General features: G+C 71.5%; 17 protein-coding genes and 4 pseudogenes. 10 read left to right on the top strand and 11 right to left on the bottom strand.

The genetic code is table 11. The annotated features are described in order from the left end of the window. Positions 1-57: 57 nt before the first annotated feature. Positions 58-1383, bottom strand: a complete 1326-nt coding sequence (locus tag OHS33_RS01010) for an alanine racemase (protein ID WP_330328452.1) — start codon at positions 1381-1383, stop codon at positions 58-60. A gap of 213 nt (positions 1384-1596) precedes the next feature. Here OHS33_RS01010 and OHS33_RS01015 point away from each other — a divergent pair, with 213 nt between their 5' ends. The 3 genes from OHS33_RS01015 to OHS33_RS01025 all read left to right on the top strand — a co-directional run bounded on the left by OHS33_RS01015 (position 1597) and on the right by OHS33_RS01025 (position 4769). Beyond that, positions 1597-2763 carry a sugar kinase gene (locus tag OHS33_RS01015; RefSeq protein WP_330328453.1) on the top strand — a complete coding sequence of 389 codons (1167 nt, stop codon included), beginning with the start codon at positions 1597-1599 and terminating at the stop codon, positions 2761-2763. Continuing rightward, a complete protein-coding gene (locus tag OHS33_RS01020; RefSeq protein WP_330328454.1) occupies positions 2760-3218 on the top strand; it encodes a RidA family protein in 459 nt (152 codons plus the stop codon). The genes OHS33_RS01015 and OHS33_RS01020 overlap by 4 nt, the downstream gene beginning before the upstream one ends. An 81-nt stretch (positions 3219-3299) precedes the next feature. Further along, positions 3300-4769, top strand: a complete 1470-nt coding sequence (locus OHS33_RS01025; RefSeq protein WP_330328455.1) for a GntP family permease — start codon at positions 3300-3302, stop codon at positions 4767-4769. A gap of 79 nt (positions 4770-4848) precedes the next feature. On the opposite strand, the gene OHS33_RS01030 is transcribed toward OHS33_RS01025, so the two are convergent. From OHS33_RS01030 to OHS33_RS01040, 3 genes are all read right to left on the bottom strand, one after another. Further along, complete coding sequence (locus OHS33_RS01030) at positions 4849-6486, bottom strand: flavin monoamine oxidase family protein (RefSeq protein WP_330328456.1); 1638 nt, start codon at positions 6484-6486, stop codon at positions 4849-4851. A 19-nt stretch (positions 6487-6505) separates the two neighbouring features. Further along, positions 6506-8032, bottom strand: coding sequence for an APC family permease (locus tag OHS33_RS01035; protein ID WP_330328457.1), 1527 nt, complete (start codon positions 8030-8032; stop codon positions 6506-6508). Positions 8033-8247: 215 nt separating this feature from the next. Continuing rightward, entirely contained in the window at positions 8248-8910 is a 663-nt protein-coding gene (locus OHS33_RS01040) for a deoxynucleoside kinase (RefSeq protein ID WP_330328458.1), read from the bottom strand. A 302-nt stretch (positions 8911-9212) separates the two neighbouring features. Between OHS33_RS01040 and OHS33_RS01045 the strand changes: the two genes are divergently transcribed. Both OHS33_RS01045 and OHS33_RS01050 read left to right on the top strand, forming a co-directional pair. Continuing rightward, positions 9213-9773: a hypothetical protein gene (locus OHS33_RS01045; protein ID WP_330328459.1), complete on the top strand. Its 561-nt coding sequence runs from the start codon at positions 9213-9215 to the stop codon at positions 9771-9773. Beyond that, a complete protein-coding gene (locus OHS33_RS01050; RefSeq protein ID WP_330328460.1) occupies positions 9770-9892 on the top strand; it encodes a hypothetical protein in 123 nt (40 codons plus the stop codon). Before OHS33_RS01045 ends, OHS33_RS01050 begins: the two co-directional genes overlap by 4 nt. A 4-nt stretch (positions 9893-9896) precedes the next feature. Here OHS33_RS01050 and OHS33_RS01055 read toward each other — a convergent pair. Next, positions 9897-10682 (bottom strand): annotated as a pseudogene (locus OHS33_RS01055) (HAD-IC family P-type ATPase); the annotation flags it as partial. A 299-nt stretch (positions 10683-10981) separates the two neighbouring features. Next, positions 10982-12919, bottom strand: a pseudogene (locus OHS33_RS01060) (APC family permease). A gap of 344 nt (positions 12920-13263) precedes the next feature. Between OHS33_RS01060 and OHS33_RS01065 the strand changes: the two are divergent. The 5 genes and pseudogenes from OHS33_RS01065 (at position 13264) to OHS33_RS01085 (ending at position 18313) form a co-directional block, all read left to right on the top strand. Next, positions 13264-14022, top strand: a complete 759-nt coding sequence (locus OHS33_RS01065) for a DUF4118 domain-containing protein (RefSeq protein WP_330328461.1) — start codon at positions 13264-13266, stop codon at positions 14020-14022. Next, positions 14019-14219: pseudogene (locus OHS33_RS01070) on the top strand (hypothetical protein); the annotation flags it as partial. The gene OHS33_RS01065 and the pseudogene OHS33_RS01070, both read left to right, overlap by 4 nt. Positions 14220-14242: 23 nt before the next feature. Further along, the gene (locus tag OHS33_RS01075; protein WP_330328462.1) at positions 14243-14959 is read left to right on the top strand and encodes a potassium-transporting ATPase subunit C; all 717 of its coding nucleotides are present in this window, start codon (positions 14243-14245) and stop codon (positions 14957-14959) included. A gap of 112 nt (positions 14960-15071) precedes the next feature. Continuing rightward, positions 15072-15755, top strand: a complete 684-nt coding sequence (locus tag OHS33_RS01080) for a response regulator (protein ID WP_330328463.1) — start codon at positions 15072-15074, stop codon at positions 15753-15755. A gap of 10 nt (positions 15756-15765) precedes the next feature. Then, positions 15766-18313 (top strand): annotated as a pseudogene (locus OHS33_RS01085) (ATP-binding protein). A 67-nt stretch (positions 18314-18380) separates the two neighbouring features. Here the strand turns inward: OHS33_RS01085 and OHS33_RS01090 are convergent. The 5 genes from OHS33_RS01090 to OHS33_RS01110 form a co-directional block, all read right to left on the bottom strand. After that, complete coding sequence (locus OHS33_RS01090; protein WP_330328464.1) at positions 18381-19160, bottom strand: maleylpyruvate isomerase family mycothiol-dependent enzyme; 780 nt, start codon at positions 19158-19160, stop codon at positions 18381-18383. A gap of 88 nt (positions 19161-19248) precedes the next feature. Continuing rightward, positions 19249-21450, bottom strand: a complete 2202-nt coding sequence (locus OHS33_RS01095) for an RICIN domain-containing protein (RefSeq protein ID WP_443065398.1) — start codon at positions 21448-21450, stop codon at positions 19249-19251. A gap of 179 nt (positions 21451-21629) precedes the next feature. Continuing rightward, positions 21630-22466, bottom strand: coding sequence for a class II fructose-bisphosphate aldolase (locus tag OHS33_RS01100; protein ID WP_330328466.1), 837 nt, complete (start codon positions 22464-22466; stop codon positions 21630-21632). Further along, positions 22447-23493 carry an ROK family protein gene (locus OHS33_RS01105; RefSeq protein WP_330328467.1) on the bottom strand — a complete coding sequence of 349 codons (1047 nt, stop codon included), beginning with the start codon at positions 23491-23493 and terminating at the stop codon, positions 22447-22449. The genes OHS33_RS01100 and OHS33_RS01105 overlap by 20 nt, the downstream gene beginning before the upstream one ends. Beyond that, positions 23486-24454, bottom strand: a complete 969-nt coding sequence (locus OHS33_RS01110) for an SIS domain-containing protein (RefSeq protein WP_330328468.1) — start codon at positions 24452-24454, stop codon at positions 23486-23488. Before OHS33_RS01110 ends, OHS33_RS01105 begins: the two co-directional genes overlap by 8 nt. Between the last annotated feature and the right edge of the window lie 33 nt (positions 24455-24487).

The raw sequence follows: 24487 nt of genomic DNA on the forward strand, positions 1-24487 counted from the left end.
CTGCTCCTGGGGGTGTGCGGGGCGGGGGTGTCCGGGGCGGGGGCGGGGGCGGAGTGGTCAGAAATAGGTGCGTACGAAGTCCCGGACCGTCCCGTCCTCCTCGACGAGGGGGATCAGCTGCCACTTGTCGAAGGTGGTGCAGGGGTGTGACAGTCCCAGCCCCAGCCAGTCCCCGACCTCCAGTGCGGCGTCCGGTGCGGTGCTCACCCAGCCGTGCTGGTCGGAGAGGGCGGTCAGGGTGATGCCCGTCGCGTCCCGGAGGGTTCCGTCGCGGGCCGAGCGCACCGCCTGTACCTCGGGCAGGTCCAGGTCGTAGGCGGCGTCGCGCTTGCCCGCGTTGACGAACGCCTGCTCCGGGGAGGGGCGGGAGACGACCTGGGCCCACAGGCGGAACGCGGGTTCGAGACGGCCCTCCCCGGGGACGCGGTTGAAGGGGGTCATGCGCCGGTAGTGGCCGACGTCGTGGGAAAGGTACGCGCCCGAGCGCAGCACCTTGAGCACCGGCGCGGACAGTCCGGGGATTTCGGCGAAGACCTCGGCCACCGCGTCGAACCAGGCGGAGCCGCCCGCGCTCACCAGGATCTCGTCCAGGGCGCTGAACCGGCCCGCGGCATCGAAGTCGGCGAGGAGGCCGACGAGGCGGCGCAGCCAGGCCCGGACGCTGTCCGGGTCGGCCCCGGGGACCTCGCCCTCGTAGCCGCTGACGCCCACGAGGCGCAGGGTCCGGGTGGCGGCCACCGCGTCGGCGACGGCCGCGCACCCGGCCTCCGTACGGGCGCCGGTACGGGCACCCGCGCCGGCGCCGAGTTCGACGACGACATCGACCGGGCGCACAGCGGCGGCGGCGCGCAGGGCCTCGTCCATCAGCTCGACCCCGCGTACGGAGTCCACGTAGCAGACGAAGCGGAACGACGGGTGGGCGTCCAGCTCGCGGGAGATCCAGCGCAGGGCGGGTGCGTCGACGAGTTCGTTGGCCAGGAGCACCCGCTCGATGCCGAAGGCGCGCGCCACGCGCACCTGGTGGGGGGCGGCGAGGCTGACGCCCCACGCTCCGTGGGTGATCTGGCGGGCGAAGAGGGCGGGGGCCATCGAGGTCTTGCCGTGGGGTGCGAAGACGAGTCCGTGGCGGTCGGCGTAGGCCGCCATGAGAGCGAGGTTGTGCTCGACGCGTTCGGCGGAGAGCGCCATCACGGGGGTGGTGAACCCGCCGGTGAAGAGGTTGCGGCGCTGGGCGGCGAGTTCACCGACGGTCAGCCCCTCCGCGTCCGGCGGCAGCCCCTTGAAACGGAAATCGACGCGCTCGTCGGCGAGGGCCGTGATCCGCGCGGTCGGGTCGGCGTGCGCGGCGGCCACGTCCTCGGCGGTCACGTGCTCGGCAGTCATGCGGCGCTCCCTGGTCTCGAAGGTCTCGAGAGTCTCGAAGGTCTCGAGAGTCTCGAAGGTCTCGAATGACCTGCGTTGCATCCTCTGCAACGCTCATTGCGTAACTTGCTACATGATGCCTAACATCCCGATCAACGCCAGGTCAACAGAGCCCGCGAACCGGGCAACCAGCGCGATCCGGCATGAAGCGCAAGGGAGTCCAGCGTGTCCAGCGTGTCCACAACCCCGGACGGCCGGGCCGTCGATGTGACCTGTCTCGGTGAGTCGATGGTCGCGCTGCGGCCCACCACCCCCGGCCCGCTCGCCGGTGCGGGGGGTTTCACCCGGGGCTTCGGCGGCGCCGAATCGAACGTCGCCTGCGGTGTCGCCGGTGCGGGACACAGCGCCCGCTGGGTCGGCCGCGTCGGGGCGGACGGCTTCGGTGACTACCTGGTGCGCGAGATGTCCGCCCGGGGCGTGGACACGTCCCACGTGACGCGGGACCGGCACCGTCCGACCGGGATCTACTTCCGCACCGTCGGCGAGCGCGCCACCAGAGCGGTGGCCGAGCCGGGGCAGGATCTGCCGCCGCAGGACCTGGCCGAGGTCGCCTACTACCGGGAGGGCTCCGCGGCATCTGCCATGTCCCCGCACACCGTGGACACGACCGTGCTCGACGCCACCCGGGTGCTGCACCTCACCGGCATCACCGCCGCCCTCTCCCCCGGCTGCCTGGACCTCCTGCGGGCCCTGACCGCCCCACGGCCCGGCCGCCCCCTCATCTCCTTCGACGTCAACTACCGGATGAACCTGTGGCCCGACGCCGCCACGGCCGGCCCGGTGCTCCTCGCCCTCGCCCGCGCGAGCGACCTCGTCTTCGTCGGCGCGGACGAGGCCGAGGTGCTGTGGGGCACGGGCGGCGGCTTGGAGGCGGTCCGCCGCCTGCTGCCCGAACCGAAGGTGCTCGTGGTGAAGCAGGGCGCCGACGGCGCCACCGTCTTCACCCGCACGGTCAAGGACAGAACGGACGGCCCGGACGGCTCGGACCTCGTGGTGCACGAGCCCGCGCCCGCCGTCGCCGTCGTCGCCTCCGTCGGGGCGGGCGACGCCTTCGCCGCCGGGTTCCTCTCCGCCGGGCTGCGCGGGCTGCCCGTACCGGAGCGGATACGCCACGGCCACCTCACGGCCGCGTCCGTCCTGACCTCCCCCGAGGACCTCGCGGCGCCGCCGCCCCGCCAACTGGCCGACCGGCTGGCGGCCTTGGACGCCCCGGCCTGGCGCGAGCTGCGCCTCGCGGCGGGCTGGGCCGCCGACCTCGGCGCCCACCCTCAGAAAGACCACCCCCAGAAGAACCACCCCCGGAAGCACCACTCCCAGAAGGAAGAACGGCACACACCATGAACGACAGCACCACCGCCGCCACCACCACCGCCACCACCGGAACCGCTCTCGTGAAGACCGCGATCACCCCGGCCACGCACACCGCCCCGCCCGCGAAGTTCTCGCACGGGGTGCGCAAGGGGAACATCCTCCAGGTGGCGGGCCAGGTCGGCTTCCTGCCCGCCGTGGCGGGCCGGGCACCGACCCCGGCGGGCCCCACCCTGCGCGAACAGACGCTGCAAACCTTCGCCAACGTCCGCGCGATCCTCGAAGAGGGCGGCGCCACCTGGGACGACGTGATGATGATGCGGGTCTACCTCACCGACGTGGACCACTTCGCGGAGATGAACGCCCTCTACAACGCCTACTTCGAGGAGCAGGGCCTCACCGCCCCGGCGTCCGCCCGTACGACGGTGTATGTCGGCCTGCCCGCCGGCCTGTTGATCGAGATCGACGCGCTCGCCGTCCTCGGCTGACGGCACGCGCCCCGCGACGCCCCGCCCCGCGACGCCCGTCACCGGGGCCGGGGCCCCACCCATGCGAACACCGGAGTTCCCATGCTGTCTGTCGCCGCCACACCCCCCGCCACACCGCACACCGGGGGCATGCTGACGCTCATCGGCGGTACGGGCGGTCTCCTGACCGTCGCCGCCCTCGGCATCGCCCTGTTGCTCGTCCTGATCATCAAGACCCGTCTGCAGCCGTTCGTGGCGCTGCTGGCGGTCTCCATCGCGGTCGGTCTGGGCGCCGGCCTCTCGGTGACCGAACTCTTCGGCACCGTACAGAAGTCCGCCGCCGTCTCGATGATCGAGAGCGGCATGGGCGGCATACTCGGGCACGTCGCGATCATCATCGGTCTCGGGACCATGCTCGGGGCGATCCTCGAAGTCTCGGGTGGCGCCGAAGTCCTCTCCAGCCGCCTCCTGAACCTCTTCGGCGAGAAGCGCGCACCCCTCGCCATGGGTCTCACCGGTCTGATCTTCGGCATCCCGGTCTTCTTCGACGTCGGCATCTTCGTCCTCGCGCCGATCGTCTACGCGGCCGCCAAGCGCTCCGGAAAATCGATCCTGCTCTACGCGATGCCGCTGCTGGCCGCGCTCTCGATGACGCACGCCTTCCTGCCGCCGCACCCCGGACCGGTCGCCGCGGCGGGCCTGTTCCACGTCTCCCTCGGCTGGGTCATCGCGATGGGCATCGTCTGCGGCGTGCCCGCCGTGCTCGCCGCCTGGGCCTACGCCGGTTGGATCGGCAGGCGCGTCTTCGTCGCCGTACCGCAGGACATGGTCGACGCCGCCGACGAGGCGAAGGCCGCCGTCGCCGCGGAACAGCGGGCCGCCGGGGTCACCCCGCGCGAGGACCCGGTCCCGCTGGCCACCGTCCTGCTCATCATCGGTACGCCGCTGCTGCTGATCCTGGCCGCCACCTTCTCCTCGATCATGCTGGACCCGTCCACCCCGCGGTCCTGCATCGAGTTCTTCGGCAACCCCTTCGTGGCGCTCACGATCGCGCTGGTGCTGGCGTACTACATGCTCGGCATCCGCCGCGGCTGGTCGCGCAAGTCGCTGGAGACGGTCTCCACCGCCTCCCTCAAGCCGGTCGGCAACATCCTGCTCGTGGTCGGTGCGGGCGGTGTCTTCGGCGCGGTCCTGAAGGGTTCGGGCATCGCGGCGGCCCTGGCGGACACCTTCGACGGGATGGGGCTGCCGGTGATCGTACTGGCGTACCTGATCTCGGTGGTCCTGCGCGTGGCCCAGGGCTCCGCGACCGTGGCGATCGTCGCGACGGCGGGCATCGTGGTCCCGCTGGTCGAGGGCGGCGGCCACTCCCAGCCCTTCCTCGCCCTCGTCATCATGGCGATCTCGGCGGGCTCGATCTTCGCCTCCCACGTCAACGACGGCGGGTTCTGGATGGTCTCGAAGTACTTCGGGATCTCGGAGCGCGACACCCTCAAGTCGTGGACCGTCCTGGAATCCGTCCTGTCGGTTGCCGGATTCGCGGTGGCGGCGGCCCTCAGCCTGGTCGTCTGACGGACCGGTGCGGGTGCGGGTGCGGGCGGCGCCACCGTCGGCCACGCCCGTACCGGCACCCGCACCGCACCCGCACCGGCTAGAGCACCGCCGTGATGACTTCCCTCGCCGCCCGTTCGCCCTCCGTGGCGCCGCCTTCCATGAAGCCCTGGAAGTCATAGCTGCAGTGCTCGCCGCCGATGTGGACGTTCCCCTGCGCGGCGCCCTCGTAGCGGGCGTACCGGTGCAGGTAGCCGGTGGGCCAGTACGAGTACGCGCCGAGGGAGTACGGGTTGCGGTGCCAGGCCGACAACTGGGCACGGCCGTTCCATGCGGCCCTGGTGCCGGGGAAGAAGGCATCGATGCCCGTCAGCATCCGGGCCGCGAGGGTCCGTACGTAGGGGTCGGTCTCGGTGGCGAAGGGAGTCCCGGGCGTGAGGGAGCCGGCCAGGGCGCCGCCCCCGTACTGGAGCAGGATGCCTCCGTTGCCGGGCTGGACCTTGGTGGTGTCCCAGGTCTGCTGGACGTCGGAGTCGGTGAAGCACTCACCGGCGGTGACGCCGGGCCACGGGCCGGTGCCGCGCCACGGACGGCTGGTGAACTGCATGTTGAGTTTGGTGCAGTAACCCATGCGGGCGTCGCGCAAGAGGTTCCGCATGAGCGGGTCGAAGCCGGCTGCCGTGAGGTCGATGCGCTGGAGCACGGGCAGGGGTACGCACAGGATGGTGTGGTCGGCGATGACGGTGCGCAGGGTGCCCGAGTCGTCGAAGGTGAGGGTCTGTGTTCCATCGGAGTTGGCTCTGACGGCCGTGAGTTCGCGGCCCATCAGCAGGGAGCCGGAGGGCAGGGCCTGTGCGATGGCGTGGGGAAGCCGGTCGTTGCCACCGGTGATGTGGTAGCGCTCGTTGGACAGACCCCAGACGTTGAAATTGCCGGGGTTGGGCTGGTAGCCCATGAGGAGGACCAGGGCGAGTGCGGACTGGTCGACGGTGTCCGCGCCGTATTCGACGTTGTAGGCGACGTCGATGAACCGGCCGAGGCGCGATGTGTGACCGCCGGGAACCCGGGTCTCGATCCATTCGTAGAGGGTCATGTTGTCGAGGGTGGTGCCGGCGGGGGTGGTGGAGTTCCAGGTGACTTCGCCCGCGTCCTGCAGGTCCCGGCGCAGTGCCTGGTAGACGGCCTTGAAGTCCTCGTCGGCCTGGGCGCGCGCGTAGTAGCCGCCGTCGAACCACAGGACTTCTTCGGCCCCGTTGGGCCCGCCGCCGAGGAAGTCCTCGGTGGGGAGGTTGAAGCGGCGGCACAGTTCGAGGATCTTCTTGTGGCTGGTGTCGATCAGCTCGCCGCCGATCTCGGAGGTCTGGCCGTACGCCCAGTGGTCGCGCTGGGTCCACATGCGGCCGCCGACGCGCGCGGGGTTGGCCTCGTAGACGGTGCAGGCGATGCCCGCGTCCTGGAGGGTGAGGGCGGCGGTCAAGCCCGCGATCCCGGCGCCCACGACGGCCACGCGGGGGCTTCCGGCTGGTGGCGTCTTGCCGTCGGGGAGCGCTTCGGCGCGGGCGGGGCCGGTGGTGGCGGCGGCCGCCAGTGCGGTGCCGAGGCCGAGTGCCGCGGCACGCTCCAGCAGGGCGCGGCGGCTCAGGCCCCGCACATCGGAGACGGGGAGGGCGAGTTGGCGGGCGGCCGCGTGTTCGGCGGCGAACTGCTTGAGCGCGTGCATGACGGAACTTCGGGCCATGGTGGTGGCTCCTCGGGTGTCAGACGTTCGCGGCGGAGGGGGAAACGCTCTCGGGGCCGGGGTCACTCGGGTCGCTCCGTTCGGCGGCGTCCTCCAGGACGATCCGGCCGATGACCTCGTAACGCTCGGGGGCCCTGAACTTGAGGTAGACGCCGAGTCCGAGGCCGCCGAGGAAGACGGCGGCGACGATCCAGGGGATGAGGGTGAAGACGAGGGAGTCTGCGGCGAGCCCGGCCGCGGTCTTCATGTTGAGGACGAGCAGGATGACGACGGCGCTCATCCCGATCCCGCCGAGCAGCGGCGCGGTGAACGTCTTGAACCAGTGCCGGTCCTCGGGATGGTTCTTGCGGAAGTAGCCGATCACGGCGAAGGAGCACAGGGTCTGGACGATGAGGATCGCCATCGTGCCGAGGATCGCGAGCAGCGTGTAGAGGTGGATGTACGGGTCCTGGCCGGTGATCCAGAAGCCCGCGACGAGGAGGACGGCGATGACGCTCTGCACGACGGAGGCGACGTGGGGGGAGCCGTGCTTGGCGTGGGTACGGCCGAGCGCCGGGTGGAGGAAGCCCTCGCGGCCGATCGCGTAGAGGTAGCGGGCGGCGCACTGGTGGAAGGCCATGCCGCAGGCGAAGGAGCCGGTGAGGAGCAGCCATTGGAAGGAGTCCACGGCCCACGTGCCGATGAACTCCCGGGTGGGCGCGAAGAAGAGGTCCAACGGGCTGGCGGAGGCGGACAGTTCGACGGACTTCGACAGTCCGTTGCCCGCGATGGTCATCCAGGAGACGTAGATGTAGAAGAGACCGACGCCGACGACCGAGATCAGGGTGGCCTTCGGGATCACCCTCTTGGGGTCGCGGGATTCCTCGCCGTACATGGCGGTCGATTCGAAGCCGACCCAGGACCAGAAGGCGAAGAACAGGCCGAGCCCGGCCGAGGTTCCGGTGAAGGCGTTCTTCGGGTTGACCGGTTCCAGCGGGATACCGTCCGGGCCGCCGCCCGCGAGCAGCACGGCGGTGGCGACGGCGAACAGGACGGCTATCTCGCCGACCAGCATCACGCCGAGCGCCTTGGCCGTGAGGTTGATGTCGAAGTGCGCGAGGACCGCGGTGACGGCCAGCATCGTGGCCGCGTACAGGATCCAGGGGAGGTCGATGCCGAGTTGGTCGTGGACGGTCGTCTTGGCGAAGTACGAGAAGACGCCGACGATGGAGGCCTCGAAGACGATATACGCGAGGACGGCGAGCATCCCGGAGGCCATCCCGGCGATCCTGCCGAGGCCGTGCGAGATGTACCCGTAGAAGGCGCCGGCGGCGGTGATCCGCTTGGCCATGGCGACGTAGCCGACGGCGAAGACCGTCAGGACGACGGTCGCGAAGAGATAGCCGGCGGGGGCTCCGGTGCCGTTGCCGAAACCGACGGCGATGGGCAGGTTGCCGGTCATCGCGGTGATCGGCGCGGCCGTGGCGACGGCCATGAAGACCACCCCGACCAGACCGACCGAGTTCGCCTTGAGCCGATGGACCTGACCGCTGGGACTGTGGGACATGGACGTCCTCTCGCGCTGGCGGCGGGTAGCCGATGGGAAGGCGGCCACTCTCTTACCGCGTGACCCGCGCCACAATCGACAGAAGGACTCCCAATCGGCCCGCGGAGACGACGAGTTGTCGGCCCGTCCGGGGTGGGGACCCAAGGCGTAACCGCCCGGTGATGTTCACGGAACACCGGAGCGGCTAAGGGCGGCCCCGGTGTCCCGGAACGAGTTCAGTCCCGGCGCCGCGCCGCCGCCAGAGCGTCCTTGACTTCCTGCACCACGCGGGCCGCGTCCTCGGGGTTGTTCACGACATCGGTGTGGTTCATGTCGACGACGAGGACTTCGCTGGCCGAGTAGTGCTTGTGCACCCAGTCGTCGTAGCCGGACCACAGCACCCGGTAGTACTCGACGAGGCTGTCGTCCTGCTCGAAGTCGCGGCCCCGCAGACCGATGCGGTGCAGCACCGTCTCGAAGTCGGCCTTGAGGTAGATCATGAGATCGGGTGCCTTGCGGTAGGGCAGGCCGTCGATCTCGCGCATCATCTCGCCCAGCAGTCCCTCGTACACGCCCATCTCAAGGGTGCTGATGCGGCCCAGATCGTGGTTGACCTTGGCGAAGTACCAGTCTTCGTAGATCGAGCGGTCGAGGACGTTGTCGCCCTGCTTGTACGCCTCCTTGATCGAGGCGAACCGCGTCTGCAGGAAGTAGAGCTGGAGCAGGAAGGGGTACCGCTTCGCCTGGATCTCCTCGGGGCTCGCCGTGTAGAAGAGCGGCAGGATCGGGTTGTCTTCCACGCTCTCGTAGAAGACCTCGCTGCCCAGCTCCTTGGCGAGCAGCTCGGCGACGCTCGTCTTGCCGATCCCGATCATGCCTCCGACGCAGATCACTGACATACCTCACTTCTCCCTGGGGGTTTTCTGTTGGCGGGCGGGGGCCGGGCGCCCCACACCACAGAGACGCAGGCCGGAAGGCACTCGATTCCCCAAGATCTTCATGATCAGCGTCATGTGGTCCACGTCCGGGCCCGGGCCCCGACGCGCCACCGCCCCGTGGCCGCCTTGAAGCATAAATGACGTCTCGCCCGTCAGAATCCCGCCAGCACCCCGGCAGAGCCCCGTCAGGATGTCGTCTGTACGGCGTCAGCGATCCATCAGGGGTGGCCGGAACCGGCCCCGGCCGCCCTAACGTCGGCCGCATGAACCGACCCATCAATCCGTCCGCGAACGGCGCGCGGACCGGTCACGCGGAGCCCCTCGGACCGACCGCACAGGACACCCACTGGGCCGGTGAGCGGCGTTCGGCGCTCGGCGTGGCCTCTTTGCTCTTCAGCGCCCTGCTGGTGCTGGACGCGGGTGCCGGGCGGCTCGACGTGACCCGTGGCGCCCTCTGGTCCGGCCTGGCCGTCCTCCTCTTCGTGGTCCTGCTGCCGCCCCGGGTCTCGACCCGCCCCGGTCTGCTGAGCGCCCGCGGACTGCTGGTGGAGCGCAGCGTCCGTACCGACCGCCTCGTCTCCGTCCGATGGTCCGACGGGGTGGCGCAGCGGATGGTCCTGCGGGACACCCAGGGCGGCCGGGTCGAGATCGACCCGGCCGTCCTCGTCCGCAATCCGGCGATGTGGCGGCGGCTCGACGCCGATACGCGCACCTCCGTCGAGCGCGGCACGCTGCTGTGCGGCGCGACCGCCTTGCGCCGGCTCGCCGGGCGCATCGACCGCGAGACGGCCCACACGGTCTTCCGGGTGTCCGGACTGGAGTGACGGACCGCACGGACCGCACGGACCCGGCGGACCCGGCGGACCCGGCGGACCCGGCGGACCCGGCGGACCCGGCGGACCCGGCGGACCCGGCGGACTCAGCGGACTCGGCGGGCCTGTAGGACCTCAGCCGAGGCCGGGGATCGCGGACACCAGCAGGTCGATGAGCTTGATGCCGACGAAGGGCAGGATCAGCCCGCCGAGGCCGTAGACGCCGAGGTTGCGCCGGAGCAGGTCGTGGGCGGAGGCGGGCCGGTAGCGGACGCCGCGCAGGGCGAGGGGGATCAGGGCGACGATGATCAGGGCGTTGAAGATGATCGCCGAGGTGATCGCGGAGGTCGGGCTGCTCAGGCCCATGACATTGAGGGCTTCGAGTCCCGGGTAGGCCGCGGTGAACATGGCCGGGATGATCGCGAAGTACTTCGCCACGTCGTTCGTGATCGAGAAGGTGGTGAGCGCTCCCCGGGTGATCAGGAGCTGCTTGCCGATCTCGACGATGTCGATGAGTTTGGTGGGGTTGGAGTCCAGGTCCACCATGTTCCCGGCTTCCTTGGCGGCCGAGGTGCCGGTGTTCATGGCGACGCCGACATCGGCCTGGGCGAGGGCGGGGGCGTCGTTGGTGCCGTCGCCGGTCATCGCGACGAGCTTGCCGCCCGCCTGCTCCCGCTTGATGAGCGCGAGCTTGTCCTCGGGGGTGGCCTCGGCGAGGTATTCGTCGACGCCCGCCTCGGCGGCGATGGCGCGGGCCGTCAGCTCGTTGTCCCCGGTGACCATGACCGTACGGATCCCCATGCTGCGCAGCTCCGCGAAGCGCTCGCGGATGCCCTCCTTGACCACGTCCTTGAGGTGGACGATGCCCAGCACCCGCGGGCCGTCCCAGTCGTGGACCGCCACCAGCAGGGGCGTGCCCCCAACGTCTCCGGGAGGGCCGGTTGACCGGAGCCCCGGGAGGAGTGCCGAGACCCGGAGGGACGTGCTGCGCGGCGGCGGGAGGCATGGCGGGACCTTCTGACGGTACGGGAGTGGGGTGTCGCCGCCGGGGACCGCACTCCATGGACCCCCTCGGCCGTCATGTGAGCGTGCGGGGTCCCCGGCGGCGCAACAGGCAGGAAACTACTGCCCGTTGCCTGCCCGGCACGCCTGTGCGCGCGGGAATTGGCGTCGTCTTGACGGCGGCGCACGGGAAGCGTCAAGCCGCCGCCAAGGGCACGTCAACGCACGTCACCGGTGATGCGGAAACGCAGTCGGCAGATGACCGCGTCGGTGTCACGGCGCACCGCGTGGGCGACGACGGAGCCACGCTGGTTCTGGAGCATCCGCTGCCACAGACGGGCGGGTTCGGTCTCCGGGATGAGTACGGTCACCTAGGCGTCCGGGTGGGTGTCCGCCAGCTTCCGTACGTACGCCGACACCGGGCGGCCCACCGCGTGCTTCTCCGAGGCGACTTCGATGAGTTCCACGCCTGGATCCCACAACTCCCAGTCCCGGCGCAGGGCTTCGGCGGCCTGCCGGTCCTCGGCCGTGGGGTGGGTGACGGTGACGGCGAGGACCTCGTCGCCCAGGGAGCGGGCGGCGGTGAGGGCCTGGCAGGTCAGCCGGGACAGACCGGAGACGGGGACCACGACGAGCGAGTGCGCCCGGTGCGGCGGCTGCGGGACACGGCCCAGTTCGAGGCGCTCGCCGATCTCGGCGTAGGCGCGGTGGATCCTCTCGAAGGCGAGGACGATCAGCGGCAGGGCCAGCACGATCAGCCAGGCGCCTTCGGTGAACTTGGTGGCGGTGACGACGACCGCGCTGACGCCGGTCAGCAGCGCGCCGAAGCCGTTGAGCGCGGCTTTGGCCCGCCACCCCTTGGGGCGTTCGCCGTGCCAGTGGCGGACCATGCCGACCTGGCAGAAGGTGAAGCCGACGAAGACGCCGATGGCGAAGAGCGGGACGAGGGTGTTGGTGTCTCCGCCCGACAGGACCAGCAGGACGGCGGAGACGAGCGCCAGCCAGACCACTCCGTGCCGGTGGACCTGCCGGTCGCCCTTGAGGGCGAAGACGTGCGGCAGGTGGTTGTCCCGCGCCAGCAGGCTCATCAGGACCGGCAGCCCGCCGAAGGAGGTGTTCGCGGCGAGCGCCAGGAGCACCATGGTGGCGAACTGGACCACATAGAAAGCCCAGTTGTGCCCGAACGAGGCATCCGCGAGCTGGGCGAGGACAGTGACGCCCTCGACGGGCTGGAGGTGGAAGCGTCCGATCAGGACCGACAGGCCGATCAGCATCACGCCCAGCAGCGCCCCGAGGGCCACCTCGGTGCGCTGAGCGCGGCGCACGGCCGGGGCGCGGAAGGACGGTACCGCGTTGGCGACGGCCTCGACCCCCGTCAGCGCCGAGCACCCGGCGGCGAAGGCCTTCAGCAACAGGAGCGCGCCGACGGCCCCCGCCCCGTCCCCCAGTGCGCCCTCGCCGAGCGCGGAGGCGTGTCCCGCGGCGGACGCCGTGCTGACCGGGCCGTCGCGGAAGAGCCCGACGGTGATCATCGCGAGGATCGATCCGACGAAGAGCGCGGTCGGAAGGAGGAAGGCCTTGGCGGAATCGACCAGCCCGCGCAGGTTCACGGCGGTGACCAGGGCGAGAACGGCGAGGCAGATCCAGACCCGGCTGCCGTGGAAGCCGGGGAAGGCCGAGGTCAGGGCGGCCACGCCCGCGGTGACGGAGACCGCGACGTTCAGGACGTAGTCGAGGATGAGCGAGGCCGCCGCGACCAGGCTCGTGCGTCGGCCGAGGTGTTTCCTGGCCACGGCGTACGACCCGCCGCCGTCCGGGAAGGCAGCGATCACCTGGCGGTACGACGCGACCAGGACCGCCAGCAGAGCGGCGATGGCGAGCGTGACCGGGAGGGTGAAGCCCATGCCGTGGGCGCCTGCCGCGGCCAGCACGAGCACGACCGACTCCGGGCCGTATGCGACGGACGCCATCGCATCGAGCGACAGCGCGGCCAGGCCCTGGAGGGCGGTCAGCCGGTGCCGGTCGCCCGCCGCGGGAGCGCCCGTCCCTGCCGCACCCGTCCCGGGGGCGCCCGGATCGGGGGCGCCCGGATCGGGGGGCTGCTCCTGGCCCGGCCCCTGGGCGGCTGTGGTCGGTTTTCCTGCGTGAATGGCCATGTCGCCGGTCCCTCCGAGTGGGCAAAGTCCAGACAGCGTCGAAGCCGCGCGGGCGTACGGACAGCGCTCTTGGCGCGTTCTATACGCCCGCCCGGGCACTCTTCACGTGCTTCATACGGGCAGAGTGCGCTGCGCGGGCCGTTTTCCCTCCGGGGGCGCCTCAAACGCCGGCGGGGCTGAAGGGGCAAAGCAGCCTCGCCGGCGATTGAGGCGCCGCCGGAGGCAAGACCGGCCCACGCCGGGCGCCAGCGTATGAAGTCCGTCAAGAGGGGCCGTCGAGCGTTGCGCCGTGTGCGCACGGGGGCAAGCTGGTTGCATCGGCTCGTCCGGACGGGAGGCCCCACATGTCCGGTTACCGGCTCCGGCTCCGCGATCCCGCCGCCCTGCTCGCCGGCCTCGCGGCCCCCGCACTCGTGGCGCTCGCCCTCGTGCCCATCCGCACGGACGTCTCGGCGACCAACGCCGCGCTGATCCTGGTGGTCGCGGTGGTCGCGGTCGCCGCCCTGGGCAGCCGCACGGCCGGGGCGGTCGCCGCGCTCTCGGCGGCCGGCTGGTTCGACTTCTTCCTGACGAGGCCCTACCAGCGGTTCACCATCTCCGACCGCAACGACGTCGAAACAGCCGTCCTGCTCCTCGTCGTCGGGCTGATCGTCTCGCAGCTGGCGGTGCGTGCGCGGCGGCTCCAGGCGGTCGTCGTCACCGACACCGCACATCTGTCGAGCCTCCAGGGGACGGCCCGGCTGATGGAGGACGGCGAAGCGCCGGAGGCGGTCGTCGAGTACGTGCGCCGAGAGCTGGTCGGGCTGCTGGGGCTGCGCGGCTGCCGCTTCGAGTACGGCACCTTGATGGGCGCCCTGCCGCGCCTGGAGCACGGCGGCGGCCTGTGGCTGCGCCGTCCGGGGCGGGTCACGCAGTACGCGGACTGGCCCGAGGGAGAGACCGAACTGCGTGCCGTGGGCGGCGGCCACTACTACGGCCGTTTCCTGCTCGACCCGCTCCCGGGGTGCCCGTTGCCGTCGGAGGAGGCCCGCCTCGTGGCCGTCGCCCTCGCCGGGCAGGCAGGGGCCGCCCTGGACACGGCAGGCCTCTCCCACCAGGGCTGAGGAGCCCTTTCTTCAACGCCCTGATCATCATCGCCCTGGTCCCGCTCGCCCTCAAGGGCGTCCGCTACCGGCCCACCAGCGCCGACAAGATGCTCCGCCGCAACATCGGCATCTACGGACTCGGCGGCCTCATCGCCCCGTTCATCGGCATCAAGCTCATCGACCTGCTCATCTCCCTCATCCCCGGGCTCGCCTGAACTAGGAACGTGCTGAGACGACAATGAACACCTCTGTAGGGAACACCGTGCGCCTGATTGGCGCGGGCCTCCGAGCGCTCCTCGTTCTGACCGTGGTCTGCGGGGTCCTCTATCCCCTCGCCGTCACCGGCATCGCCCAGGCCGCCTTCAACGAAAAGGCCAACGGCTCCGAGATCAAGGACCAGAGCGGCCAGGTCGTCGGCTCCTCCCTCATCGGCCAGAGCTACAACCTGCCGAAGAAAAACCCGGACGACGCCGAAGAGGCCGTCAAGCCGGACCTCAAGTGGTTCCAGCCGCGCCCCTCCAACGGCCTCGGCAGCAACAGCGTCAACACCCAGTACGCGCTGATCCTCTCCGGCGCCACCAACCGCTCCGCCGACAACGGCGCGGTCAACGGCAAGTGCGGCAAGGCCGCCGAGGAGGGCACCCTCTGCGCCCTGGTCATCTCCGCCAAGGACGCCGTCGTCGCGGACAACTCCACGGCCGGCTACAAGGTCAAGCCCGAGGACGTGCCGGCCGACGCCGTCACCTCCTCCGGCTCCGGCCTCGACCCGGAGATCTCCCCCGAGTACGCCAGGCTCCAGATCCACCGGGTAGCCGAGCGGAACAAGCTCGACGTCAAGCGGGTCGAGAGGCTCGTCGCCGAGCACACCACCGGCCGCACCCTCGGCTTCATGGGCGAACCCCGCGTCAATGTCCTCGAACTCAACACCGCCCTCAAGGCGCTGTCCAAGACCTGACGTTCCGCATCGCAAGGGTCCGGAGCCGGTGGACGCGAAGCTCCCCCGGTGGGGATGCCCGGCGTGCGCCGGCTCCGGCCCGTATCCGCCTGAAGAGGGAGGCCCCACACCGATGATCAAGGTGCTGGTGGTGGAAGACGACGCCCAGCTCGTCCGCGCGCTCAGGATCAACCTGGAGGCGCGGAAGTTCGAGGTGGAGACCGCTTCCAACGGACACAACGCCCTGCGGCTGGCGGCCGCCCGCACGCCGGAGGTCATCGTTCTGGACCTCGGCCTGCCGGACATCGACGGCGTCGAGGTGATCGAGAAGGTACGGGAGACCAGCGGCGTGCCGATCCTGGTCCTCTCGGCCCGCCACGCGTCCGAGGAGAAGATCCGGGCCCTGGACGCGGGGGCCGACGACTACATGACGAAACCATTCAGCATGGACGAGCTGCTGGCCCGGCTCCGGGCCGCGGTCCGCCGGGGTGAGGCCCCGGCACCCTCCAGGGAGATCTCCACGGTCACGACCGACGACTTCACGGTGGACCTCGTCGCGAAGAAGGTCGAGCGCGGCGACCGCCGCGTACGGCTGACCCCCACCGAGTGGCACCTGCTGGAGATCCTCATCACCAACCCCGGCCGGCTGGTCAGCCAGCGAAAGCTGCTGCTCGACGTCTGGGGACCGACGTACGCCGGCCACACCAACTACCTGCGGGTCTACATGGCCCAGCTACGCCGCAAACTGGAAGCGGACCCCTCGCACCCGAGGTACCTGATCACCGAGCCCGGTATGGGCTACCGCTTCGAGGGATGACCCAAGAAAAATGGGACGCGGCAAGTTTCGTATCTACCTGGGCTCGGCCCCCGGCGTCGGCAAGACGTACGCGATGCTCTCGGAGGGCCACCGCGGGGTGGAGCGCGGCACCGACGCCGTCGTCGCCTTCGTGGAGCACCACCACCGTCCGCGCACCGAGGTGATGTTGCACGGACTGGACCAGATTCCCCGGCGCGAGCTGGAGTACCGGGGGTCCGTCTTCACCGAGATGGACGTGGACGCGGTCCTCGCGCGCCGCCCGGCCGTCGCGCTCGTGGACGAACTCGCCCACACCAACGTGCCCGGTTCGCGCAACGCCAAGCGGTGGCAGGACGTGGCGGAGCTGCTCCGGGCGGGGATCGACGTGGTCTCCACCGTCAACATTCCAGCACCTGGAGTCCCTCGGCGATGTCGTCGAGACGATCACCGGGGTGCGGCAGCGCGAGACGGTCCCCGACGAGTTCGTGCGCCGCGCGGACCAGATCGAGCTGGTCGACATGTCCCCGCAGGCGCTGCGCCGCCGGATGGCGCACGGCAACATCTACAAGGCCGACAAGGTCGACGCGGCCCTCTCCAACTACTTCCGGCCCGGCAATCTGACCGCCTTGCGCGAACTGGCCCTGCTCTGGGTCGCGGACCGGGTCGACGAGTACCTCCAGGAGTACCGCGGCGAGCACAACATCCGCTCCACCTGGCAGGCCCGCGAACGCATCCTCGTCGATCTCACCGGCGGCCCCGAGGGCCGTACGCTCATCCGCCGCGCGGCCCGGCTCGCCGAGAAGGGCTCGGGCGGCGAGGTGCTGGCCGTCTACATCGCCCGCAGTGACGGCCTCACCGCCGCCTCCCCCAAGGAACTCGCCGTCCAGCGCACCCTGGTCGAGGACCTCGGCGGTACCTTCCACCACGTCATAGGCGACAACGTGCCGGACGCGCTGCTGGAGTTCGCCCGTGGCTGCAACGCCACCCAGATCGTGCTGGGTGGCAGCCGCAGGCGTTCCTGGCAGTCCGTCTTCCGCCCCGGTGTCAGCGCCACCGTCGCCCGCGAGTCCGGACCCGACCTCGACGTCCACATCGTCACCCACGACGAGGCCGCCAAGGGCCGCCGCGGCCTGCCGGTCGCGCGCGGCGCGCGGCTCGGCCGCTCCCGCATCATCTGGGGCTGGCTCACCGGGGTGGCCGGTCCCGCGCTGCTCTCGCTGCTGCTCACCCAGGTCGTCCCCGACCTGGGGCTCGCCAATGACATGCTGCTCTTCCTGACCTTCACGGTGGCCGCGGCGCTGCTCGGCGGACTGCTGCCCGCGCCGGCCTCGGCTGCCTTCGGGTCGCTGCTGCTGAACTACTGGTTCACCCCGCCGCTGCACGAGTTCACCATCTCCGACCCCAAGAACATCGTGGCCATCGCGATCTTCGTCGGTGTCGCGGTGTCGGTGGCCTCCGTGGTCGACCTGGCCGCCCGGCGCACCCACCAGGCCGCCCGGCTGCGCGCCGAGTCCGGGATCCTCTCGTTCCTCGCGGGCAGCGTCCTGCGCGGGGAAACGGCGCTGGACGCCCTGCTGGAGCGGGTGCGCGAGACCTTCGCCATGGAATCCGTGGCCCTGCTGGAGCGCGGTACGGGCGTGGAACCGTGGACCACGGCGGGCAGCACCGGCCGCAATCCCGTCGGCCGCCCCGACGCGGCGGATGTGGACATGCCGATCGGCGAGAACATGTCCCTGGCCCTGACGGGACGGGTGCTCCCGGCCGAGGACCGGCGCGTGCTCGGAGCCTTCGCCGCGCAGGCAGCCGTCGTACTCGACCGCCAGCGCCTGGTGGACGAGGCCGAGGAGGCGCGCCGCCTCGTCGAGGGCCACCAGATCCGTACGGCCCTGCTGGCCGCCGTCAGCCACGACCTGCGCACGCCGCTGGCCTCCATCAAGGTCTCCGTCACCTCGCTGCGCTCCACCGACGTGGAATGGTCCGAGGAGGACCGGGCCGATCTCCTGGAGGGCATCGAGGACGGCGCCGACCGGCTCGACCACCTGATCGGCAACCTCCTGGACATGTCCCGCCTCCAGACGGGGACGGTCGTCCCGCTCATCCGGGAGACCGACCTCGACGAGGTCGTCCCGATGGGCCTGGCCGGGGTCCCCGACGACAGTGTGGTCCTGGACATCCCCGAGACGCTGCCCATGGTCGCCGTCGACCGCGGCCTGCTGGAGCGGGCGGTCGCCAACATCGTGGAGAACGCCGTCAAGTACAGCCCGGCCGGGCAGAGCGTCCTCGTCGCCGCGAGCGCCCTCGCCGACCGGCTCGAACTGCGCGTCGTCGACCGCGGCCCGGGCGTCCCCGACGAGGCCAAGGCGCGGATATTCCAGCCGTTCCAGCGGTACGGAGACGCGCCCGCCGGCGCCGGAGTGGGCCTCGGCCTCGCCGTCGCCAGGGGCTTCCTGGAGGCCATGAACGGCACCCTCACCGCCGAGGACACGCCCGGCGGCGGACTCACCATGGTGATCACCCTGCCCGCCAAGGACGGGACGCCCCCGTCCCGACCGGACCTCCCCGCCCACTCGACCACGTGACGCGTGCGGGTACGGGGGCGGGGCGGCCCACTGCGGCACGGTCCTCCGCAGCGTCTCGGGCCCCGTTCTACCCCTCGAACTCCCACCCGCGGAGCCGGTCGATCAGAGCGGGGTCACCCTCGGTCTTCATGGAGGCCAGCGGGATCCGGTCGTACATGAAGAGGACCAGGTCACTGGCCGTGCCGTGCACGGAGGCGCCGACCGCGGCGGCGGGCGTCGTGCCGGGGGCGGGGACACGGGCGACGCGTGCGCCGTCGCCGTCGGTGGTGAGGCGCCAGGTGCGGTCTTCGGTGGCGTGGAAGTCGAAGGCGGTGGGCTCGTACGGCCAGGCGCTCCGCGTCGTGCAGCAGGTGGAGAGGAACTCCTCGGCTCCGTCGAGTGCCACCTCCTCGGGCAGCGGCTCCGGAGCGCCCACGGTGAGCTGGGCGTCGTAGGTGTGCACCGCTATCTCCTGGAGCTGGTGCCGGGCGACGGCGCCGCAGGTCCGCGGTGACTGCGACGAGCCCCACCAGGTCCAGCAGCCGCGCTCCGGGCCCGCCTCGCGCAGGGCGTCCAGCAGTTCCTGTGTCGATGCGGCCAGCCAGGCCAGCAGGGCCTCGCGGTCCTGCGGCATGGCCGGGGCGCCCTCCGGCGCGGCCTTGGCCGTGGCGTCGGGACCGGCGGTGATGGTGGCGGCCCAGGCGCGGCGTCCCTCGCCCAGGTGCCGCACCAGGTCGAGCAGCGTCCACTCGGGGCAGGTGGGCACCCGCACGTCGAGGCTGGGCGCGGAGGCGATCGCACTGCGGAAGGCGGTCGACCGTTCGTCGATCAGCCGCAGCAGACCGGGGAATTCAAGAATTTCGTGCATGGGGAACGTTTATCACCGTGCGGTGGGCGACCGCACGCAGATTTCGCGGCATCCGGGGGCGGCGGGCCCCCGGATGCCGCTGGGCGGGTCAGCTGATGGTCCACCGCTGGAGTGCGGAGCCGGTGGCCGGCTGCTGGGTCACCGGTGAACCGGCGGCCGTGGAGGTGGTGGTGAGGAGCAGTCCGCTCTTCACCGAGGTGACGGTGTACGTGCCGTCCTGTCCGCGGACGGCGGTCCAGCGCTGGTTGGCGCCGCCGTGGCAGGTCCACTGGATCACCTTGGCACCCGCGGCGGTGGAACCGTCGCTGATGTCGGCGCACAGACCGGACTCGGTGTTGGCGATCTCGTAGGAACCGTCCGACTGCCGGGTGAACTTCCACTTCTGGTTGGCGCCGGTGTTGGGGGTGTAGGTGATGAGCTGGGTACCCGGTGTGGTGCTGTGGCCGGGGTCGTCGAGTGCCATGCCTCCCGTGACCACCGTGCGGGTGCCGTCGAGGGAGTCGGGGGCGGTACCCACCGCCGTGAAGGTCAGGGCCTGTTCGGCGGAGGTGCGCGACGCTCCGGTTCCTCCGGCCGGGCTGGTCCACGAGCGTGCGGGTGTGGTCTCGGCGAGCCGGGTCGAGGTGGCGGACAGGCCGATGACCAGTCCGCTGTAGCGGTTGACGAGGCGGAAGGTGCCCGTGCCGGAGCCGTCGGCGGAGGAGGTCCCGGGGACGACGAACCATTGCTGGCCGACGGCCGGGCCGCCTGCCCCGGGTGTGGTGACGGTGGGCTTGGTCCCCCACGCGCGCTGCGCGGTCGACGTGGAGTCGACGCCCAGCAGTCCGCCACTGGACGCGTTGGCCACGCGGTAGCTGCCGTCGCCGTTGGCGGTGAAGGTCCAGCCTTCGGCGCCGGAGCCGGTGGACGTCTGGGAGGTGGTCGCGGAGCTGCCCGTGACCTGGGCGAGGACGCGGCCGCCCGCGCCGATCCGGTACACCTTGCTCGTGTCGATGGGGGCGGCGGGGGCGGAGGTGCCGATCGAGACGTTGACGTACTCGCTGGAGGAGTTGCCCGAGCATCCGAAGGAACAGTAGGAGCGGAAGTCCTTGCCGACGATGGCCGAGCCCGTCTTGTTGGCGCTGTCGAGGAACCACCGGTACCAGGAGGCGTTGGTGTAGGTGCCGGTGTCACCGAGCAGCCGCCACTTCTGGGTGGCGAGGTTGTCGGTGACATAGAACTGCTGGGGCGCCGTCCCGTCCTGGTTGACGGCCTGGGGCTCGCCCACGTACAGGCCGAGGTACGCGTTGTAGGTGACGTCCATGACGAACAGCGGTGAGGTCGGGGGCAGCGTGCCGGCCTGGATCTGCTGGTTCGCCGTTCCGGTGTTGGCCGGGTCGTACTCGCGGTCGGCCGGGGTGTATCCGGTGGTGCTGGACTGGTCGACCGGCACCATGTTGCTCTCCCGGCCGCCGACTCCGGGCTGGGACCAGGCCCCGTCGTACCACTTCTGCCAGGAGCCCGGCGCCATCTTGGCCGATATGGGGGCGCGGGCCACGTGCTCGTGGAAGGCCTTCCAGCCGCTGCCCTTGTCCACGATCCGCGATCCGTAGAAGGCGTAGAAGTAGCCCGAGGCGGTGTCGGCGAACAGGCGCGGGTCACCGTCGCCGTAGGAGTAGGTCTGCTGCGGGAAGGCCGTGGTGTCGCCCCGCGTGGTGCTGAACGGAGAGGTGATGACCTGGTTCTTGATCGTCCAGGTGTGTCCCTGGTCGGTGGAGACCGCGTAGTCGATGCCGTCGAAGTGGACGCCGTCACCGAAGGGCTGGGGGGTGAACTCGTTGTGCACCAGGCCGTACCAGTCGCCGGTGTCCGGGTCGACCCACACACCCACGAGGTCGCAGAAGTTCGGCTGCGAGTACCCCGAACCGGCCGGGGCGCTGGTGGACTTCAGCCCGGTCGGACTGTTGTTGCAGCGCCAGGTGGTGTCGTTGTTCCGGTCCTTGTTGTTGGCGGGGTTCACCGCGTCGCTGATGGCGCTCGACCGGGTGGCCGTGTCGAAGTTGGTGCCGGTGTAGAAGTTCCATCTGCGCTGTTCCGAGGAACCGTAGAGCGCGTGGGCCTGCTGGTAGTAGAAGGTGCCGTCCTTGTCGAGGTAGGGAGCGGCCGGGGTGTCGTCCGGCTGGGTCCAGGATCCCTTCGCACCGACCGTGACGGTGTAGCTGGCGGTGGCGTCCGCCGGGGCGGCCGGGGGCGGTGCGGCGGCGGCCGGTGCCGGGGCGCCCAGGGCGGGTGCACCGGTCATCGCGGTCATGGCCAGGGCGAACGCGGCCACCGCGCCCGCGAGTTTGTTCCGTGAGGCTGACACGACTCCTCCTCATTGTTCCTTCTTGCCGTCAGCCCTCATCCGATGTGGGGCTGCCGTGTGGGGGGACGCCCGTTGGGGTGGCGGGCGGAGGGCCACCGGGCGCAGCCCGGGCGGCCAGGGGCGGCTCAGCCTCCGGCGAGCACGTCCAGCAGCCGGGCGACCTCGGCCGCCGTCGCCGCGCGGGCCGCGCCCATGTATCCGCGCGGGTCGGACGTCGCGGGTTCGGCTTCGAGGCCTCGGCGGACGGCGCCGGTGAAGAGCCGGTTGAGGTGCGTGGAGATGTTCACCTTGGTCATTCCGGCGGCGACGGCCTTGGCGAGGTCGTCGTCCGACACGCCGGACGAGCCGTGCAGGACCAGGGGGATCCCGAGCGAGGAGCGCAGCCGGCCGATCAGGCCGAAGTCGAGGACGGCGTCCCGGGTGCCCATGGCGTGGGAGCTGCCCACGGCCACGGCGAGTGCGTCGACGCCGGTCGCGGACGCGAACTGCCGTGCCTCGTCCGGGTCGGTCCGTACTCCGGGGGCGTGCGCGCCGTCCTTGCCGCCGATGGCGCCCAGCTCCGCCTCGACGAAGACGTCGGCGCGGTGGCATTCCTCGGTGACGGCTCGGGTCCGGGCCAGGTTCTCCTCGTACGGCAGCCGTGAGGCGTCGAACATCACGGAGGTGAAGCCGAGTCCGGCCGCCTCGCGGACGAGTCCGGCGGACTCCGCGTGGTCGAGGTGGACGGCGACGGGGACGGTCGCGGAGCGGGCCAGGGCCAGCGAGGCCAGGCCGATGGGGGCGAGCGAGCCGTGGTAGCGCACGGTGTTCTCGCTGATCTGGAGGATCACCGGGCGCCCGGCCCGCTGCGCACCCGCCACGATGGCTTCGGCGTGCTCGATCTGTATGACGTTGAAGGCGCCGACGCCCCGGCTCTGCGCGTAGGCGGCGGCGATGATGTCGTCAGTGGGCGCGAGCGGCATGGACGCTCTCCTCGGTCGTGGTCGCGGTCGTGGTCGCGGTCGTCGTCGTAGTCGCCGTCGTAGTCGCACGGAGCCGGTCGTCAGGGGTGGTGTCGGCGGACTGCCACGCCAGCAGGCCCGCGCCGAGGCACCCGGCCGCGGCGCCGAGCGACGCGCGCACGATCTCGGGGCGGCGCTGGAAGGTGAGGCGGCGGGCCAGATCGGCGCGGAGCGGGCCGAGCAGCAGCTCCCCCGCCTCGGACAGGCCACCGCCGATGACCACGCGTTCGGGGGCGAGGATCGAGGCGAGGGCGGTGAGCGCGGTCGTCAGGGCGTCGACCGCTTCGTCCCACACGGCGCGCGCGACCGGATCCGCCCGGGCCACCAGCGCCGCGACCCCGGCCGCCCCGTCGACGGTGCGGCCCGAGCGCGCGGTGTAGGCGGCCGCGATGGCCGAGGCCGAGGCGATGGCCTCCAGACAGCCCCGGGCGCCGCAGGCGCACGCCGCGGCGCCGGGTGCGACGACCAGGTGTCCGGCTTCACCCGCGTACGCCGACGGGTGCGCGGGCCGTCCGTCGACCAGCGCGGCGGCCGAGATCCCGGTGCCGATGGGCAGGAACAGCATGTCGCGGGCGCCCCGGCCCGCGCCGAGGCGGCTCTCGGCGACGGCGCCGGCCCGCACGTCGTGCCCGAGCGTGACGGGCAGCTCGACGCGTGCCCGGAGCAGTGCGGCGAGCGGCAGGTCGCGCCAGCCGAGGTTGGCGGAGTACGTGGCCACCTGGGCCGCCTCGTCCACGATCCCCGGCACCACGACACCGGCGGCGACGGGGCGCGCGCCGTGGCCCGCGGCGCGGCCGGACAGCTCCCGCAGCGCGTCCCCGATCGCCTCGACGACGGCGGCCGGGCCGTGCGTGCGCGGTGTCGGCCGGCGCAGGCTGCTGAGCGGCAGCATCGCCCGGTCCAGCACCGCGCCCTTCATCGACGTACCGCCCACATCGAGCGCGATGACGCAGTCGAGCGGGCCCGGCGGTCCGGTGCGGTCAGCCACGGTCGGGGGCGAGGACGACGGAACGGGTGAGGTTGCGCGGCCGGTCGGGGTCGAGGCCGCGCTCCTCGGCGCACAGCACGGCGAGGCGCTGCGCCCGGACGAGGTCGGCGAGGGGGTCGCTCGCCCCGTGCCCGTCCCCGGATCCGGTGAGGCAGGTGCCGCCGACGCGGGTCACCTCGTCCGCCAGGCCGCGCGGGGCCGGGCCGAACACCCAGACCGCCCGGCGGGGGCCGGTGATGCCCGCGGGGCCGTGCCGGTATTCCATCGCCGGGTAGGCCTCGGTCCAGGATCCGGCCGCCTCGCGCATTTTGAGCGCCGCCTCCAGTGCGAGGGCGTAGGTCCAGTCGGTGCCGAGGAAGGTGATCTGCTCGGCGTCGCGCGTGGCCGCGGGGAGGGGTTGCGTGACGGCCCGCTCGGCGTCGAGGGCGGCCTGCTCCAGGGGACCCACTCCGGCGGGCAGGGCCCCTTCCTGCTCCAAGTGGGCGCGGAGCAGGGCGAGGGCGGTGGTGGCGAAGCGGGTCTGGACGACCGACTGTTCGTCGGCGAAGTCCAGGACGGCGACGGCGTCGGCGGCGTCCATGACGGGGGTGTCGGGGTCCGCCGTGAGGACGCTGGTGGGCACCGTGCCCTTCAGGGCGGCCAGCAGGTCCAGTACCTCCGTCGTGGTGCCCGAGCGGGTGATGGCCAGGACCCGGTCGTAGCGGCGGGCGGGCGGGAAGGCCGAGGCGGCGAAGGCGTCGGTCTCGCCGTGGCCGCCGTGCTCGCGCAGGGCGGCGTAGGCCTGCGCCATGAACCAGGAGGTGCCGCAGCCCACTACCGCGACCCGCTCGCCCCGGCGCGGGAGCACGGGCAGGTGGGCGGTGACGGAGGCGGCGGCGCGGCGCCAGCAGTCCGGCTGGGAGGCGAGTTCGCGGGCGGTGTGGGATCCGGTGCCGGGGGGCTGCGGTGCGGTGGTGGGCATCGGTGGACTCCTTCGACGGGGTGGGCGGTCGAC

The organism is Streptomyces sp. NBC_00536, from assembly GCF_036346295.1.
Lineage (GTDB): Bacteria > Actinomycetota > Actinomycetes > Streptomycetales > Streptomycetaceae > Streptomyces.